General features: G+C 63.0%; 15 protein-coding genes. 9 read left to right on the top strand and 6 right to left on the bottom strand.

What is annotated here, in order from left to right; genetic code table 11:
• Both MOV75_RS03860 and MOV75_RS03855 read right to left on the bottom strand, forming a co-directional pair.
• Positions 1 to 447 carry a DUF4399 domain-containing protein gene (locus MOV75_RS03860; RefSeq protein WP_246918827.1) on the bottom strand — a complete coding sequence of 149 codons (447 nt, stop codon included), beginning with the start codon at positions 445 to 447 and terminating at the stop codon, positions 1 to 3.
• 17 nt (positions 448 to 464) lie between these two features.
• Complete coding sequence (locus MOV75_RS03855; protein ID WP_247004882.1) at positions 465 to 1985, bottom strand: SUMF1/EgtB/PvdO family nonheme iron enzyme; 1521 nt, start codon at positions 1983 to 1985, stop codon at positions 465 to 467.
• Positions 1986 to 2290: 305 nt separating this feature from the next.
• On the opposite strand from MOV75_RS03855, the gene MOV75_RS03850 reads away from it, so the two are divergent.
• From MOV75_RS03850 to MOV75_RS03825, 6 genes are all read left to right on the top strand, one after another.
• Positions 2291 to 2911 (top strand): hypothetical protein, encoded by a 621-nt coding sequence (locus MOV75_RS03850; protein ID WP_246918831.1) that lies wholly within the window; start codon positions 2291 to 2293, stop codon positions 2909 to 2911.
• A gap of 40 nt (positions 2912 to 2951) precedes the next feature.
• Positions 2952 to 3401 (top strand): DsrE family protein, encoded by a 450-nt coding sequence (locus tag MOV75_RS03845; RefSeq protein WP_246918833.1) that lies wholly within the window; start codon positions 2952 to 2954, stop codon positions 3399 to 3401.
• Positions 3402 to 3612: 211 nt separating this feature from the next.
• Positions 3613 to 3936: a helix-turn-helix transcriptional regulator gene (locus tag MOV75_RS03840; protein WP_246918835.1), complete on the top strand. Its 324-nt coding sequence runs from the start codon at positions 3613 to 3615 to the stop codon at positions 3934 to 3936.
• Positions 3933 to 4364 carry an SRPBCC domain-containing protein gene (locus MOV75_RS03835; RefSeq protein ID WP_246918837.1) on the top strand — a complete coding sequence of 144 codons (432 nt, stop codon included), beginning with the start codon at positions 3933 to 3935 and terminating at the stop codon, positions 4362 to 4364. Before MOV75_RS03840 ends, MOV75_RS03835 begins: the two co-directional genes overlap by 4 nt.
• Positions 4365 to 4407: 43 nt before the next feature.
• Positions 4408 to 4632 carry a hypothetical protein gene (locus MOV75_RS03830; protein ID WP_246918839.1) on the top strand — a complete coding sequence of 75 codons (225 nt, stop codon included), beginning with the start codon at positions 4408 to 4410 and terminating at the stop codon, positions 4630 to 4632.
• Entirely contained in the window at positions 4629 to 5063 is a 435-nt protein-coding gene (locus tag MOV75_RS03825) for a DUF1801 domain-containing protein (RefSeq protein ID WP_246918841.1), read from the top strand. Before MOV75_RS03830 ends, MOV75_RS03825 begins: the two co-directional genes overlap by 4 nt.
• A gap of 128 nt (positions 5064 to 5191) precedes the next feature.
• Here MOV75_RS03825 and MOV75_RS03820 read toward each other — a convergent pair whose 3' ends face one another.
• From MOV75_RS03820 to MOV75_RS03805, 4 genes are all read right to left on the bottom strand, one after another.
• The gene (locus tag MOV75_RS03820; RefSeq protein ID WP_246918843.1) at positions 5192 to 6730 is read right to left on the bottom strand and encodes a SpoVR family protein; all 1539 of its coding nucleotides are present in this window, start codon (positions 6728 to 6730) and stop codon (positions 5192 to 5194) included.
• Complete coding sequence (locus tag MOV75_RS03815) at positions 6727 to 8004, bottom strand: YeaH/YhbH family protein (RefSeq protein WP_246918871.1); 1278 nt, start codon at positions 8002 to 8004, stop codon at positions 6727 to 6729. The genes MOV75_RS03820 and MOV75_RS03815 overlap by 4 nt, the downstream gene beginning before the upstream one ends.
• Positions 8005 to 8035: 31 nt before the next feature.
• Positions 8036 to 9979, bottom strand: coding sequence for a PrkA family serine protein kinase (locus tag MOV75_RS03810; RefSeq protein ID WP_246918845.1), 1944 nt, complete (start codon positions 9977 to 9979; stop codon positions 8036 to 8038).
• Positions 9980 to 10276: 297 nt separating this feature from the next.
• Positions 10277 to 10942: a hypothetical protein gene (locus tag MOV75_RS03805; RefSeq protein ID WP_246918847.1), complete on the bottom strand. Its 666-nt coding sequence runs from the start codon at positions 10940 to 10942 to the stop codon at positions 10277 to 10279.
• Between the two features lie 305 nt (positions 10943 to 11247).
• Between MOV75_RS03805 and MOV75_RS03800 the strand changes: the two genes are divergently transcribed.
• Genes MOV75_RS03800 through zwf form a run of 3 tightly spaced genes read left to right on the top strand, consistent with a single transcriptional unit; the run spans position 11248 to position 16649 of the window.
• Positions 11248 to 14097, top strand: a complete 2850-nt coding sequence (locus MOV75_RS03800) for a bifunctional transaldolase/phosoglucose isomerase (protein ID WP_246918849.1) — start codon at positions 11248 to 11250, stop codon at positions 14095 to 14097.
• A gap of 13 nt (positions 14098 to 14110) precedes the next feature.
• On the top strand, positions 14111 to 15109 hold the full coding sequence (gnd, locus tag MOV75_RS03795) for a phosphogluconate dehydrogenase (NAD(+)-dependent, decarboxylating) (protein ID WP_246918851.1): 999 nt from the start codon (positions 14111 to 14113) through the stop codon (positions 15107 to 15109).
• A gap of 28 nt (positions 15110 to 15137) precedes the next feature.
• Complete coding sequence (zwf, locus tag MOV75_RS03790; RefSeq protein WP_246918853.1) at positions 15138 to 16649, top strand: glucose-6-phosphate dehydrogenase; 1512 nt, start codon at positions 15138 to 15140, stop codon at positions 16647 to 16649.
• Positions 16650 to 16671: the final 22 nt, after the last annotated feature.

The raw sequence follows: 16671 nt of genomic DNA, 5'->3' as shown, positions 1-16671 counted from the left end.
TTACTTCCGCGCCGAAGCCGGCGGTCTGACGCGCACCGTGATCTTGTCCGACACGACAGGCGGCTCGAACGGATAGTGCTTCGCATCGCCCAGCACAAGCTGGAGCGTGTGCGTGCCGGGCGGAAGCTCGAGGAGGGTTTCAGTCTGCCCAGCCCCGAAATGCAGGTGCGACTTGTCCTGCGGGATCGGCTCCTTGGAATCGATGGGCTCGTTGACGTCGACCAAGAGATGGTGATGACCGGCATTCTGGTACTCGTCGCCGGCATGCGTCACGCCCATGTTGCGCAAGCCGAACCGGACCCAGAAACCACCGCGAACTTTCTGCCCGTCATGTGGCGTGATGAAATAGAGCTTCGCGTCCTTCGGCGCGGACTTGCCTTGCGAGTTGGCCGCGCCCGAATGCAATGCAATTGCGGCCGCCAGCGCCACACAGGAAATGATCCTCATCAATTCTACTCCAGCACTTAAAGACTGAGCGCGACACGGAATCCATGCGTGGGGTAACGGACATTGGTGTCGTAACCATCGCGATTGGACGGTCGCACATATCTCGAATCATTTTTCCAAGAGCCCGAACGGAGGACGTGCGAGGAGCAGTCGCTGCCGGTCCACGCGGAGCCATCGCTCGGCGCCCCCTGATAGGTCCTGTGCCAGCAGTCCTCGACCCACTGGTCGATGCCGCCGCCCATGTCATAGAGCCCGAATTGATTAGGCTTGAAGCTGCCGACCTTGGCCGGCTGCTCGGCCGCAAGATCACCGCAATCCTTGCAGCCGACCATACCCGGTTGGAGCTTGTCGCCCCACCAGTACTTGCTCTGCGTTCCGCCGCGCGCCGCATATTCCCATTCGGCTTCGGTCGGAAGCCGGTAGGGCTTCTTCGCCGCCTGCGCGAGCCAGACGACATATTGCTGCGCGTCGGCCCAGCTCACATTGCTGACCGGGGCATTGTCCTTGCCGATGGCCGTGAATGCGCACCCCTTTGCAGCTGCACATTCGTTCCATTCCCGCACGGTGACCGGGTATTTTCCGATCGAGAACGGCTTGATCGTGACTTGGTGAACGGGTCGCTCGGTCGGATCATCATTGCTTCCCATCGCGAAACTGCCGCCGCGAATGGCGATCATCTCGGGTTCGGGAGGCGGCGCCGCCGATGGGCTGGGCGCCGGCGGTGAAGGCGACGAAGCCAATGACGGAGATGGTTGCGGCGTCTGCGTCGCCGCCTCGCTTGGCAGCGGCCGCGGACTCGGTGAAGCGGCAGGAGAAGCGGCTGGCACGGCTGCCTGTTCTCCCATCCTGCCGGGCTGCGCCAGCAAATACCAGAGCACGCCCGCGGCCATCATCATCACTGTGATGGCCAGCAGAAAGATCAGGGCGTTCTCACGTCGGCTCCTCGTTTTGCCAACGGCATCCGCGTCCGGCAGCACGCGATAGACGCGCACAGGATCGGTGATGTTCTTGACTTTGCGGTCGCCGAGCGACTCATAGCCGCATACCACCTTGTGCTTAATCTGCTCGTAGATCGCGCCTGAGATATAGACCTGACCGGGCTCGGCAATGCCCTCAATGCGTGTGGCGATGTTGACGCCGTCGCCGTAGACATCGTCCGGCTCCACGATCACGTCGCCGAGATTGACGCCAATTCGGTATTCGAGCCGCGAATGCTTCGGAAGCGAGGCGTTGCGGCCGATCAGGTTCTGCTGGATGACGATACTGCATCGAACGGCCTCGACAGGGCTATCGAAAATGGCAATGAAGCCATCGCCCGTTGTCTTCACCAGAGCACCATGGTGCTCGACGATGCTGGGCTGAATGAGATCCCGCTCGATCCGCTTGACGCGGACATGCGTCCCCTCCTCGTCAGCTTGCATCATGCGGCTGTAGGAAGCGATGTCACCGACAATGATCGCAGCGAGACGACGGGGCATAAGACCGTGTGGAGGCGGCCCATCCTGATCGCCGGATTTGAAGTTGCGAATTTCGCCCATCGCGGGGGACTCCACATACTGACAAGGCAGCCTCAGCTTACGACTGCCAAACGTGGTCGTCTGTGAAGGCTATCACATTGACGAACCGAGACAATGTCAGGGCAACGGGCGGCATCGAGTTCCGAGGAATCAAGGCGCTCCGCCGCTTGAACCTTCTTGATCCCCTCTGTGACTAAGGCTCGGCCTGAACTCGCGATGGCCGCTGGAGCGACTTGGGACGGTTGAACGCGGGGCACCGCGCCTGCGTCTAACAGACAGCAGCTCTGTCCTGCCGCGATAGAAATCGCCACGCGCTCGAGGCCGTCATGAAGCTCTCCATCTTTGCTGCCGTCATTTTGGCTGCGCTGACCAGCGCCGCCGTGGCCGAGGAAGGTGATGACATTCGTGAGGCCAGCAAGGCCGAAGCCGAAACCTTCAACATGCGCATGTATTCGGGCGTGCCCGGCAACAAGGCCTACGCCTGCTTCGTCCGCCGCTACGATGCCGATCATCTGGCGCGGCACCCGAAGCAGAAGGTCGCCGCGATGAAGCTGCTGATCTCCGCAGAGGTCGACAAGGAGGACAAGGAGCTGCACAACTCCTTCCGTCTCGGCTTCAGGTACCGTCACCGCAGCGGCGATTTCGACTCCAGCGGCTCGTGCAACCACGCCGTGTTCACCAGGAACGGCAGCGAGGTGCGCCTCGGCTGCGGCGTCGACTGCGAGGGCGGTGGCATCGGCGTCGCGCTGTCGAAGGACGACAAGTCGGCGATCGTGCGACTCGAACGGGTGCGAGTCTGGCAGAACAACAAGCCGGACGACGATGCCGAGCAATCGCTGGTGGCCGGCGCCGATGACAAGATTTTTCGCCTCGACCGCACCGACAATAGCGAATGCGCCTCGCTGGTAACCGACCGCAAGGAACTCGCAGCGCTGCGCCACAAATGATATCTGTCCGGCGAACTGGGATCAGTCGAAGGAGGTCGCCATGAATCGCCGGAACATCTTGTGGAGCGCCGTTTCGGCTTTGGGCGCAGCGTTTGGCGCCTCGCGTGCACGAGCCGCCACCGAAGCCAGCGCGGGCAACAAGCTGAAGGTCGTCTATCACCTCAGCGACGCCGAGAAGGTCAATTTCGTGCTCGGCAACATCCAGAACCACATCGACGGCGTCGGCGGCCCCGAGCACGTCACGCTCGCGCTGGTGATCCACGGTCCCGCGCTGAAGGCATTCCACGGGGCGCAGGCCAACCCCGATGTCAGCAAGCGGGTCGGCGAATTCTCCAAGGGCGGCGTCGAGCTCGCCGCTTGCGGCAACACGATGAAGGCGCAGAACGTCACGCTGGCGGATCTGCTGCCCGGCTTTGTCAGTGCTGAGAACGGCGGCGTGGTTCGCTTGGCCGAGCTGCAGTCGCAGGGGTATTTGTATCTGCGGCCGTAGCAGTGCGCGCCGCGGCGCGACATTCTCCGTCATTGCGAGGAGCCCTTGCGACGAAGCAATCCAGACTGTCTCTGAGGAGGAAGCCTGGATTGCTTCGCTGCGCTCGCAATGACCCGGAGTAACATCGGGTGCCACACCTTCCAATCCCGCTTGACTCACCCATAACTCTACGGTTATGAGTCAATCCATAACTTCCTGGTTATGGATCTCCATGTCCCCCGCCCCCGATCTCCTGTTCAGGACGCTCGCCGACCCCACAAGGCGGGCGATTTTCGAGCGGCTGTGCCGCGACGGCGAGCAGACGGTCGGGGCACTGACGGCGCTATCGGGCGTTTCGCAGCCTGCGGTTTCGAAACATCTCGGCGCGCTGAAGCAGGCCGGCCTCGTACGTGACCGCCATGAAGGACGGCAGACCCATTACAGCGCGCTGCCCGGCGCGCTCGATCCGCTGATCGACTGGACCAGCCAGATGGCCGGCTTCTGGCAGAGGCGGCTCGACGCGCTCGACGATCTCCTGAAGAGGATGGACCAATGACTGAAGCCTCAAGCCAGACGCGCTCCGTGGTCGTCGAGCGCGAATTCGCCTTTCCGCCCGAGCGGCTCTGGCGCGCGCTGACGCAGCCGCATCTGATCGAGGAATGGCTGATGAAGAACGACTTCAAGCCATCAGTCGGTCATCGTTTCAATCTGCGCGGCGAATGGGGCGGCGTGCTGGACTGCGAGGTGCTCACCATCGAGCCGCAGAAGAGCCTCGCCTACACCTGGAATTTCTCGCATGAGGATTCCGCCTTCGATCTCAAGAGCGTCGTGACCTTCACGCTCACGCCGACGAGCGCGGGCACGCATTTGCGCGTGGAGCAGGCGGGCTTCGGCCCGACGCAAAAGCAGGCCTATGGCGGCGCGCATGCCGGCTGGAAGCAGTTCTTCAACAAGCTGGACGAGGTGCTGGCGCGCGCTGACTAGCTCCGCCGGCGTCCATTCCGATCAATCTCAAAGGAGGTCTCTAGTGAGCACGCATATGTGGGTTCGGCAGATTCATCGCTGGCTGTCGATGGCTTTCACGCTCGCGGTCATCGCCAACATCGTGGCGATGACCATGCAGGTCCAGGCCGTCTGGATCGGTTTCCTGGCGCTGGTCCCGCTGATCCCGCTGCTCGCGACCGGGCTCTATCTGTTCGCGAAGCCCTATCTCGACCAGCGCGATGGCGTGCGACGCGAGGCGAGATCATGAAGAAGGCGATGGCGAAGAAGAGCGGCGCAAAGGGCGCGAATGGGCCGTCGCCCTCCAAAATGATCGACGGCAGGATCAAGGAGCTCGGCGATTGGCGCGGCGAGATGCTGGGGCGGATTCGCGGCCTGATCAAGCAGGCCGATCCTGATGTGGTCGAGGAGTGGAAATGGCGCGGCGTTCCCGTATGGGAGCACGACGGCATCATCTGCACCGGCGAGACCTACAAGGCGGTGGTGAAGATGACCTTCGCCAATGGCGCGGCGCTGGAGGATCCGGCCGGTCTGTTCAATTCCAGCCTCGACGGAAATGTGCGCCGCGCGATCGATATTCGCGAAGGCGAGAAGATCGACGAGAAGGCATTGAAGGCGCTGATCCGCGCGGCGGTGGAGTTGAATGTGAGCAAGAAGAAATCGGCGAAGAAGAAAGCATGATGAGCTGAAGATCGAATTCGGCGGCAGCAACGCTCTCTCCGTTCCCTGCCCCACAAGGGTGGAGGGAACGCACCTGCTTCGGAGCGCGGGTCGGGGCGCTCATCAGGCGTTCGGTCTAGCCGACCGCCTCACGCCACCGCGGCGGGGATCGGGCGCGGGCTGACGACGTATTCGCGCATGACCTTGTCGTTGGCATCGACCTCGATCAGCGCGACGTCGTAGGTCCAGAGATCGGCCAGATGCTGCAGCACCCGCTTGGCATCGGTCTCGTTGAGCTGCGAGCCCTTGATGACGTGATGATGCAGGATCAGGCGGCGGTCGCCGGAGAGATCGACGTCGACCACCTCGATATTGGCGTCGATGAAGCCGACATCGTGCTGCCGCGCCAGCTCGCGGCGCACGCGGCGGAAGCCGCGCTCGTCATGGATGGCATCGACCCGGATACCGGCGCGCTCCTCGGGATCGTCATGCAGGTGGAACATGCGGAAGTGCCGCATCAACTTCGGGCTCAGGAACTGCGCGATGAAGCTTTCGTCGCGATAGTTGGCCCAGACGTCGCGCAGCACGCCCATCACGTCGTTCTTGCCGGCAATGTCAGGGAACCACTCGCGGTCCTCATCTTCCGGTCGGGTGACGATGCGCTCGATATCCTGCATCACGGCAAAGCCGAGCGCATAGGGATTGAAGCCGGAGAAGCGCTGATCGTCGAATTCGGGCTGGAACACCACGTTGGTGTGCGATCCCAGGAACTCGAGGAAATTGCCGTCGCTGATGCGGCCCTGCTGATGCAGCTTGGTCATGATGCGATAGTGGACGTAGGTCGCCGTCCCCTCGTTCATCACCTTGGTCTGGCTCTGCGGATAGAAATATTGCGCGATGTGGCGGACTATGCGCAGCAGCTCGCGCTGCCACGGTGCCAGGCGCGGCGCACTCTTCTCCAGGAAGTAGAGCAGGTTTTCCTGCGGCAGGCCGAGCAGCTTGCGGCGGCGCTCGATGCTGAGCGCGGTCCGGCTCTTGGCAGCGCCCTTGGGCACGGTGCGCCAGAGGTCGTTGAAGACCTCCTCCTCGTGCTGACGGCGGCGCCCTGCCCGCTTCTCCTCGGCCCGCAGATCAAGCTTCTTCTTGCCGGGATAGCGGTCGATGCCGTGCGACATCAGCGCGTGCGCGGCATCGAGCGTGCGCTCGACCTCGACGCGGCCGTAGCGATCCTCGCACTGCATGACATACGTCTTGGCGAAGTCGAGATAATCCAGGATGCCGTCGGCGTCGGTCCACTGCTTGAACAGATAATTGTTCTTGAAGAAGTGGTTGTGGCCAAAAGCGGCGTGGGCGATCACCAGCGTCTGCATCGTCGCCGTGTTCTCCTCCATCAGATAGGAGATGCAAGGCGAGGAGTTGATCACGATCTCATAGGCGAGCCCCATCAGGCCCTTGCGATAGGACGCCTCGTGGTACGCAAAATGCTTGCCGAACGACCAGTGCTTGTAGAACAGCGGCATGCCGACCGACGAATACGCATCCAGCATCTGCTCGGCGGTGATGACCTCGATCTGGTTCGGATAGACGTCGAGCCCGAGATCTTTCAGCGCCACCTCCTCGCAGGCATCGGTGATGCGCTGCAGGGTGTGGAAATCCCAATCCGCGCCTTCGAACAATCGTTCCGTCATGGAGCGGCCTTCTCCTGGGCAGTTTCGCGACGCTGAAACAAATCGTGGAACACCGGAAAGATCTCGCTGCGTTCCGAGACCTTGCGCATCGAGAGCGGTGCGCCGCTGTTGCGCAGACGCTCATAGAGGGTCCAGAGCGATGAGTCGGAGAGATCGAAGGCGCTGCCGCCTGATTCCCCAACCTCGAGATAGGCAAAGAACTGGCAGACCGGCAAAATCTTGTCGGTCAGCAGCATGCCCGTGAGCTCGCCGTCGGAATAGGAATTGTCGCCGTCGGAAGCTTGCGCGGCATAGATGTTCCAGTCCGACGGGTTGAAACGCTCGCGCACGATCTCGTGCATAGCCTGCAGCGCGCTGGAGACCAGCGTGCCGCCCGAGGCCGGACCGTAGAAGAAGGTCTGCTCGTCGACCTCCTCGGCGCGGTCGGTGTGGCGGATGAAAACGATCTCGACATGCTTGTAGCGGCGCTTGAGGAACACGTAGAGCAGCATGTAGAAGCGCTTGGCGAGATCCTTCATGTGCTCGGACATCGAGCCCGACACGTCCATCAGGCAGAACATCACGGCCTGCGCCACGGGCTTGGGCACCGTCTCGAAGCGGCGGTAGCGGATGTCGAGCGGATCGATGAAGGGAATGCGCTTGGTCTTCGCTTTCAGCTTTTCCAGCTGGGCGAGCAGCACCTCACGCTCGTCCTCGTCGGTGCATGCGGCGATCGCGGCTTCCAGCTCCTCGATCTCCTCCTTGCGGGGACGCCTGAGCGCGATACGGCGCGCCAGCGCGAGCTTCACCGTCCGGCTCACCGAGATGTTGGCGGGCGAGCCCGACGTGGTGTAGCCGGCGCGCTGAATGCCCTCGCTCTCGGTATGCGCGATCTTGCGCTTGGCAAGATCCGGCAGTTCGAGATCGTCGAGGAAGAGATCGACGAACTCGTCACGGCTCAGCACGAAACGGAACGCGTCCTCGCTGTCGCCTTCGCCCGGGCCCGAATCCTTGGCACTGCCCTGGCCGGAGCGCTGGAGATAGTCGCCCTCGATGAACTTCTTGTTGCCGGGCAACACCATGTCGCGCGTTCCGCCTTCGCGGCGGAAGCGCGGCTCGTGCATGCCGTCGAGGGGAATCGTGACTTCCCCCCCCTCCAGGACGTCCTTGATGTCGCGTTCCTGCGAGGTCTTCTTGACGGCGCCCTGCACCAGGGACTTGGCCCGACGCAAGAACCGCTGGCGGTTCTCAAGACTCTTGCCGCCTGGATTCAGGCGCCTGTCAATAATGTGAATGGGCACTTTACCATTCGCCTCCCATTCCGCCTCAACCGGCCTGCTTCACGCGCATGTACCATTCGACGAGCCGGCGAACCTGACGCTCGGTGTAGCCGCGCTCCACCATGCGTGCGACGAATTCGCCATGCTTCTTCTCCGTCTCGCCGTCCTTCTTCGACCCGAAGGAGATGACCGGAAGCAGGTCCTCGACCTGGGAGAATATCCTCTTTTCGATCACGTCGCGAATCTTCTCGTAGGAGGTCCAGGTCGGATTCTTGCCGCCGTTCTGGGCCCGCGATCGTAACGAGAATTTGACGACCTCGTTGCGGAAGTCCTTGGGGTTGGCGATGCCCGCCGGTTTCTCGATTTTCGTCAGCTCCTGGTTCAAAAGCTCGCGATCGAGCAGCTGGCCGGTGTCGGGATCCTTGAAGTCCTGGTCCTCGATCCAGGCGTCGGCATAGTCGACGTAGCGATCGAACAGGTTCTGGCCGTAATCCGAGTAGGATTCCAGATAGGCCTTCTGGATCTCGTTGCCGATGAACTCGGCATAACGCGGCGCGAGATCCGCCTTGATGAATTCGAGATAGCGCTTCTCGACTTCCTCCGGCAGTTGCTCGCGTTTGATCGACTGCTCCAGCGCGTACATCAGGTGCACGGCGTCGGCGGCGACTTCCTGCGGATCGTGGTTGAAAGTGGCAGCCAGGATCTTGAAGGCGAAGCGCGTGGAGACACCGTCCATGCCCTCGTCGACGCCGGCGGCGTCGCGATATTCCTGGACGCTGCGCGCCTTCGGATCGGATTCCTTCAGGCTCTCGCCGTCGTAAACCCGCATCTTGGCGAACACCGTGGAATTCTCGTGCTTGCGCAGGCGAGACATCACCGAGAATCGCGCCAGCGTCTCCAGCGTCGAGGGCGCGCAAGGCGCCGCCGCCAGCTCGGAGCCCTGGATCAGCTTCTCGTAGATCTTCTGCTCCTCCGTGATCCGCAGGCAGTACGGCACCTTGATCACGCAGATGCGGTCGATGAAGGCCTCGTTGTTCTTGTTGGCCTTGAAGCTCGACCACTCCGCTTCGTTGGAATGCGCGAGGATGACGCCGGTGAAGGGAATGGCGCCGATATTCTCGGTGCCGATGTAGTTGCCTTCCTGCGTCGCGGTCAGCAGCGGGTGCAGCATCTTGATCGGCGCCTTGAACATCTCGACGAACTCGAGCACGCCCTGGTTGGCGCGATTGAGGCCGCCGGAATAGCTGTAGGCGTCGGGATCATTCTGCGCGTAGGTCTCGAGCTTGCGGATGTCGACCTTGCCGACCAGCGAGGAGATGTCCTGGTTGTTCTCGTCACCGGGCTCGGTCTTGGAGACTGCGATCTGGCGCAGCCGCGACGGCTGAATCTTGGCGACGCGGAACTGCGAGATGTCCCCGCCGAAGGCTTCGAGCCGCTTGTAGCACCACGGGCTCATCAGGCCGGTGAGACGCCGGCGCGGAATGCCGTACTTCTCCTCCAGCATCGGCCCGAGGTTATCCGGATCGAACAGGCTGAGCGGGCTCTCGAACACGGGCGAGAGCTCGTCGCCGGCCTTGAGCACGTAGATCGGATGCACTTCCATCAGCGACTTCAGGCGCTCGGCGAGCGAGGATTTGCCGCCGCCGACCGGTCCGAGCAGATAGAGGATCTGCTTGCGCTCTTCGAGGCCCTGCGCCGCATGGCGGAAGAAACCAACGATGCGCTCGATGGTTTCTTCCATGCCGTAGAAGCCGGCGAAGGCCGGATAGGTGCGGATCGTGCGGTTCAAAAAAATACGGCCAAGGCGTGGGTCCTTGGCCGTGTCAATCGTCTGGGGGTCACCGATCGCTGCTAGCAGTCGTTCGGCCGCGTTCGCGTATTTCATGGGATCGCTTCGACACGATTCCAGATATTCCGCCATCGACATGTCGTGCTGGCTTCTCGCCTCGAACGACCGAGCGAAAGCGTTGAATAGAGAATCGTTATACATGATCCCTCTCCGCGTGAGTTCCGCTACAAGCTGAAACGAAAGCAGTTACCGGACCGTTCCTCAGGCCGTTTCGAATCAGCGTGAGCACATGACGATCATTGGACACCCGGGTGCCAACACGACGCAACGCACAACGTAGGCAGTCGCTGAGTTACGAACAGGCACCTGCCCGTAATTTGTGCGAATCTCCGTCTATATTGGCTCATTTCCAGAAATTGTCACTTGGTCGCAACATCCGGGCGTTACCGGGGATGCGTCCATCCGGCACCGCAGCATAGCGATCCGCGAGCGGCGATCTTATGACGCTTGTACGGCGAAGCTTTGAGCGCCGCCTTGGGTGCCGCGGTCATCTTCCTGCTGCAATGCGGCGCGCGGACTGCCGGCAGCATTGTGACAGTCGCGACAAGCGCGCAACACTGTATCAAAATCGGCCGCCAGGCCCTCCGACCGGATGACGATGCGACCGTCCTGCGCGCAACCGGCCAAGGTGCGGATGCTGTAGAGCTGCCGCTGCAAGCCCGGCGTCGGCGTCAGCACGATCATCTTGTGGCCGCCGCATTCTTCAGCCGAAATCTCCGCAATCGAATCCCACGGCAGAAATTCATTGCCGATGCGGAGATCACGGATGCCGTAGGGGGTGACCACCACCACGGCTCCCCGCTTGGCCGGGAGCATCCAGATCAGCCGGATGGTCACCAGGGCGAAAATCACGACGCCGGCAAATCCGACCATCGTGTCGTACTCGCCAAGACCATCCCACCAGTCGAAGGCGAGGCTCGCGCTGAGCAGCGTCATCGCAAAGCCCGCCGCGACCAGCAGTCGCAGCGAGGTCGTACACGGACCGATTTCGAGATCGTGCGATGCGTCTACGCATCCGGCCGGCGCGACCGGCGGCGGACTGTTGGCGACGGCGAAGGCGACACCGTCATTTTGAGCCTGCATGCTTTCCCCCAGCATGGCCATTCGCGGCCGAGCCACGATACACCAGACAGACCGCAATCCGCTGATGGCACTCCACGCAGCCACTGGCTCACAAAACGAAGCGGCCGACGTTACGCAACGAGACCCGGCCGAACCTTCGGCCGCGACTTTTTACGCAACAAGGGCTACTCCCGTCCGGATCGCCATGATCGCGACGGAGTTACACTGGAGGGTATGACGCCTGTACCCTTGATTGGTTCCCTCCCGGGAGCATGTAAGTTAGAGGATAGCGCGTCAGGACCGGCGCGGAAACCCCTCGCCCGCAGGCTTGGAGATAAATAAGCATCATGAATCCCGTCAAAGAACTGGAAAAGCACGGCCAGGCCGTCTGGCTGGACTTCCTCGCTCGTGGCTTCATCGCCAAGGGCGACCTGAAGCGGCTGATCGACACCGACGGCGTCAAGGGCGTCACCTCCAATCCCTCGATCTTCGAGAAGGCGATCGGCAGCTCGGACGAATACGACGCCCCGATCGGCAAGGCGCTGAAGCGCGGCGACCGGGCCGTGGCCGACCTGTTCGAGGCCGTCGCGGTCGAGGACATCCAAAACGCAGCCGACGTGCTGCGCCCGGTCTATGACCGCCTCAAGGGTGGCGACGGCTATGTCAGCCTGGAGGTCTCGCCCTATCTCGCCATGGACACCGCAGGCACGGTCACTGAAGCGCGGCGGCTCTGGAAGGACGTTGGCCGCAAGAACCTGATGGTGAAGGTGCCGGCGACGCCCGAGGGCCTGCCGGCGATCGAGACGCTCATCGGCGACGGGATCAGCATCAACATCACGCTGCTGTTTTCCAAGACGGTCTACCTGGAGGTGGCCGAAGCCTACATCGCCGGCCTCGAAAAACACGTCGCCGGCGGCGGCGATCCCTCTCACGTCGCGAGCGTGGCGAGCTTCTTCGTCAGCCGCATCGACTCGGTGGTCGACAAGCAGCTCGACGAGAAGATCGCCCGCGCCAACGATCCCAGCGAGAAGGAGCGGCTCGCCGCGCTCAAGGGCAAGGTCGCGATCGCCAACGCCAAGGTCGCCTACCAGGACTACAAGCGCCTGTTCTCGGGTCCGCGCTGGGACAAGCTCGCGGCCAGGGGCGCCAAGCCGCAGCGCATGCTGTGGGCCTCGACCGGCACCAAGAACAAGGATTACAGCGACGTCCTCTATGTCGAAGAATTGATCGGCCCCGACACCATCAACACCGTGCCGCCGGCGACGCTGGACGCGTTCCGCGACCACGGCAAGCCGCGCGACAGCCTTGAAGAGAATGTCGATGACGCCAGGCGCGTGCTGGAAGAGCTCGAGCGCTCCGGCATCTCGCTCGACGCCATCACCGAGGAGCTGGTCAAGGACGGCGTCAAGCTGTTCGCCGACGCCGCCGACAAGCTCTATGGCGCGGTTGCCCACAAGCGCACAACCGTGCTCGGGCCCGCGATCGACCGCCAGCTGCTCTCGCTCGGCGACGGGCTCGGCAAGGCCGTGGCCAAGGGTACCGAGGAATGGCGCGCATCGGCAAAGATCCGCAGGCTCTGGCAGCGCGACAAGTCGGTGTGGACCGGCGCGGACGAGGACAAATGGCTGGGCTGGCTCGACAGCGCAGCCAAGGCCGACGTGGCCGATTATGAGGACTATGCGGGTCGGGTGAAGGGCCAGAAATTCTCCGACGCCGTCGTGCTCGGCATGGGCGGATCGAGCCTCGGCCCTGAGGTGTTGGCCGAGACTTTTGGCAAGAAGCCGGGCTTCCCGAAGCTGCACGTGCTGGATTCCACCGATCCGGCGCAGGTGCGGGCGATGGAAGCCAGGATCGACATCGCCAACACCGTGTTCATCGTGTCGAGCAAGTCCGGCGGCACCACCGAGCCGAACGCGATGAAGGACTATTTTCATGAGCAGGTTGCCAAGGCGGTCGGGCCGAAGGTGAAGACCGGCCATCGCTTCATCGCGGTGACCGATCCGGGCTCGTCGCTGGAGAAGGCGGCCAAGAGCCTCAACTACGCCCGCATCTTCCATGGCGAGCCCTCGATCGGTGGACGCTACTCCGTGCTCTCGCCGTTCGGCCTGGTGCCGGCGGCAACGGCAGGCATCGACGTCAAGACCTTCGTCAAGCATGCGCTTGCGATGGCCCGTTCCTGTGGACCGGATGTGCCGCCGAGTGAAAATCCGGGTGTGCAGCTCGGCCTCGCCATCGGCCTTGCCGGCCTCGAAGGCCGCGACAAGGTGACGATCCTGTCGTCTAAGAAGATCACCGATTTCGGCGCCTGGGCCGAGCAGCTGATCGCGGAATCGACCGGCAAGGAGGGCAAGGGCCTGATCCCGATCGAAGGCGAGCCGCTGGGCGACCCCTCAGTCTACGGCAACGACCGCTTCTTCATCGACATCCGCATCGAGGGCGAGGCGGACGCTGCCCATGACTCCAAGCTTGCCGCGATCGAAGCGGCCGGCCACCCCGTGGTACGCATCGTCATGAAGTCGATCGACCATCTCGGCCAGGAGTTCTTCCGCTTCGAGATGGCGACCGCGGTGGCGGGCTCGATCCTCGGCATCAACCCGTTCGACCAGCCGGACGTGGAGGCCGCCAAGATCAAGACCCGCGAGCTCACCGCGTCGTTCGAGAAGACCGGCGCGCTGCCGACCGAGGAGCCGGTGGTCAGCACGGATGAAGCCGATCTCTACACCGACGAGGCCAACGCAACGGCGCTGCGCGCCGCCGGCGCCAATGGCGATCTCACTTCCTGGCTGAAGGCGCATCTCTCCCGCTCGGGCGAAGGCGACTATGTCGCCCTGCTCGGCTATATCGCACGTGACAAGATCACGATCGATGCACTCCAGGCCATGCGACTGGAAGTGCGCGAGAAGCGTCAGGTCGCGACCTGCGCCGAATTCGGGCCACGCTTCCTGCACTCGACCGGGCAGGCCTACAAGGGCGGGCCCGACAGCGGCGTATTCCTTCAGATCACGGCCGACGATGCCAAGGATCTTCCGGTGCCTGGCCAAAAGGCGAGCTTCGGTGTGATCAAGGCGGCGCAGGCGCGCGGCGATTTCGACGTGCTCACCGAACGCGGCCGGCGCGCGCTGCGCGTCCATCTCAAGGGCGGGCTCAAGAAGGGTCTTGCGGCCCTCAATGCGGCGCTCAACGACGCACTGAACTAAGGGAATATTGCAAATGCAACTCGGCATGATCGGCCTCGGCCGGATGGGCGGCAACATCGTTCGCCGCCTGATGCGCCAAGGACATTCGACCGTGGTCTATGACAAGGACGCCAAGGCCGTCGCTGGCCTTGCCGCCGACGGCGCAGTCGGCTCGGCGACGCTCGAGGAATTCATCTCGAAACTCGAGCGTCCCCGCACCGCCTGGGTGATGCTGCCTGCGGGGCACATCACCGAGACGACGATCGAGACGATTGCGGGCGTGATGCAGGACGGCGACGTCATCATCGACGGCGGCAACACCTTCTGGCAGGACGACGTTCGCCGCGGCAAGGCACTGAAGGCGCGCGGCATCCATTATGTCGACGTCGGCACATCCGGCGGTGTCTGGGGCCTCGACCGCGGCTATTGCATGATGATCGGCGGCGAGAAGCAGGTCGTCGACCGCCTCGATCCGATCTTCGCTGCGCTCGCGCCCGGCGCCGGCGACATTCCGCGCACGGAAGGACGCGAGGGCCGCGATCCCCGCATCGAGCAGGGCTACATCCATGCCGGACCCGTCGGCGCCGGCCATTTCGTCAAGATGATCCACAACGGCATCGAATACGGCCTGATGCAGGCCTATGCGGAAGGTTTCGACATTCTCAAGAATGCCAACATCGAGGCGCTGCCGGCGGATCACCGCTACGACTTCGATCTCGCCGACATCGCCGAGGTGTGGCGGCGTGGCTCGGTGATCCCGTCCTGGCTGCTCGACCTCACCTCAACCGCGCTCGCCGACAGTCCGGCGCTCGCCGAATATTCCGGCTTTGTCGAAGATTCCGGCGAGGGACGCTGGACCGTGAATGCGGCGATCGACGAGGCCGTGCCGGCCGAGGTCCTCACCGCGGCACTTTACACGCGTTTCCGTTCCCGCAAGGACCACACCTTCGCCGAAAAAATTCTTTCCGCGATGCGCGCGGGATTCGGCGGCCACAAGGAGCCGAAGCAGCCGGGCGCAGCGAAGCCCAAGTAAGGCGCAACAAAACGAAGGCCGACAGTTCGTGACAAAAGACCCGCAAGCAAAGCGCAAGCCGGAAAATTGCGCCTTCGTCATCTTTGGTGTCACCGGCGATCTCACTCACCGTCTGGTGATGCCGTCGCTCTACAATCTCGCCGCCGAGCACCTGCTACCGGAAAAGTTCTGCGTCGTCGGCGTGGCCCGCAAGGGCCAGTCGGACGACGAGCTGCGCAACAGCCTGATGAAGGGCCTGCGCCAGTTCGCAACGCGGCCCGTCGACGACGTCATCGCGAAACAGCTGCTGCAATGCGTGACCTTCGTCGAGGCCGATCCGAAGGACCCGCCCTCGTTCGATCGCCTGCGCGAACATCTGGATTCGCTGGAATGCGCCCAGGAGACCGGCGGCAACCGCCTGTTCTATCTCGCGACCCCGCCGGCCGCGTTTGCACCGACCGCGCGCGAGCTCGGCCGTACCGGCATGACGAAAGAGAACGGCGCCTGGCGGCGACTGGTGATCGAGAAGCCGTTCGGCACCGATCTCGCCTCGGCGCGGGCGCTGAACGCCGAGCTGCTGAAGATCATGGACGAGCACCAGATCTACCGGATCGATCACTATCTCGGCAAGGAGACGGTGCAGAACATCCTGGTGCTGCGCTTTGCCAACGGCATGTTCGAGCCGATCTGGAATCGCAACCATATCGACCACATCCAGATCACGGTCGAGGAGAAGCTCGGCGTCGGCCATCGGGGCGGCTTCTACGACGCCACCGGCGCGCTCCGCGACATGGTGCCGAACCATCTGTTCCAGCTGATGTCGCTGGTCGCGATGGAGCCGCCGGCGCGATTCGATGCGCATTCCGTGCGCTCCGAGAAGGCGGAAGTGCTCACGTCGATCCAACAGCCGAGCCCGGAGGAAGCGCTGAGGAATTCGGTGCGCGCGCAATATCTCGCAGGGCGTATCGGCGACGACGAGATCCCGGACTATCGCAAGACCGAGGACGTCAAGCCCGGCAGCACCACCGAGACCTTTGTTGCGCTGAAGCTGATGATCGACAATTGGCGCTGGGCCGGCGTTCCCTTCTATTTGCGCACCGGGAAGGCGCTCGGCCACAAGCGAACCGAAGTCGCGATCAAGTTCAAGCAGGCGCCGCTGTCGATGTTCTCAGGCACCACGGTGGACCGGCTGTCGCAAAACTACCTCACCATCGGCATCGCGCCGACCGAGACCATCGAGCTGCAGTTCAACGCCAAGATTCCGGGGCCGAGCGTCACCATCGACGGCGTCGAGATGAAGTTCCGCTATGGCGATTATTTCCGGGCCGATCCCTCGACCGGCTACGAGACGCTGATCTACGACTGCATGATCGGCGACAACATCCTGTTCCAGCGCGCCGACGGCATCGAGGCCGGATGGCAGGCGGTGCAGCCGTTCCTGGACGCCTGGAACAGCGCGGGCACCAACGGCATCGAGACCTATGAAGCCGGCAGCGACGGGCCGGCCTGCGCCGACGAGTTGCTGCGGCGCGACGGGCGAAGCTGGCGGAAATATTCGTGACGGGCGCAGCACAGCCGAAGCT

This window comes from Bradyrhizobium sp. PRIMUS42 (assembly GCF_023006515.1).
GTDB lineage: Bacteria > Pseudomonadota > Alphaproteobacteria > Rhizobiales > Xanthobacteraceae > Bradyrhizobium.
This window is presented reverse-complemented; position numbering and strand designations above follow the sequence as displayed.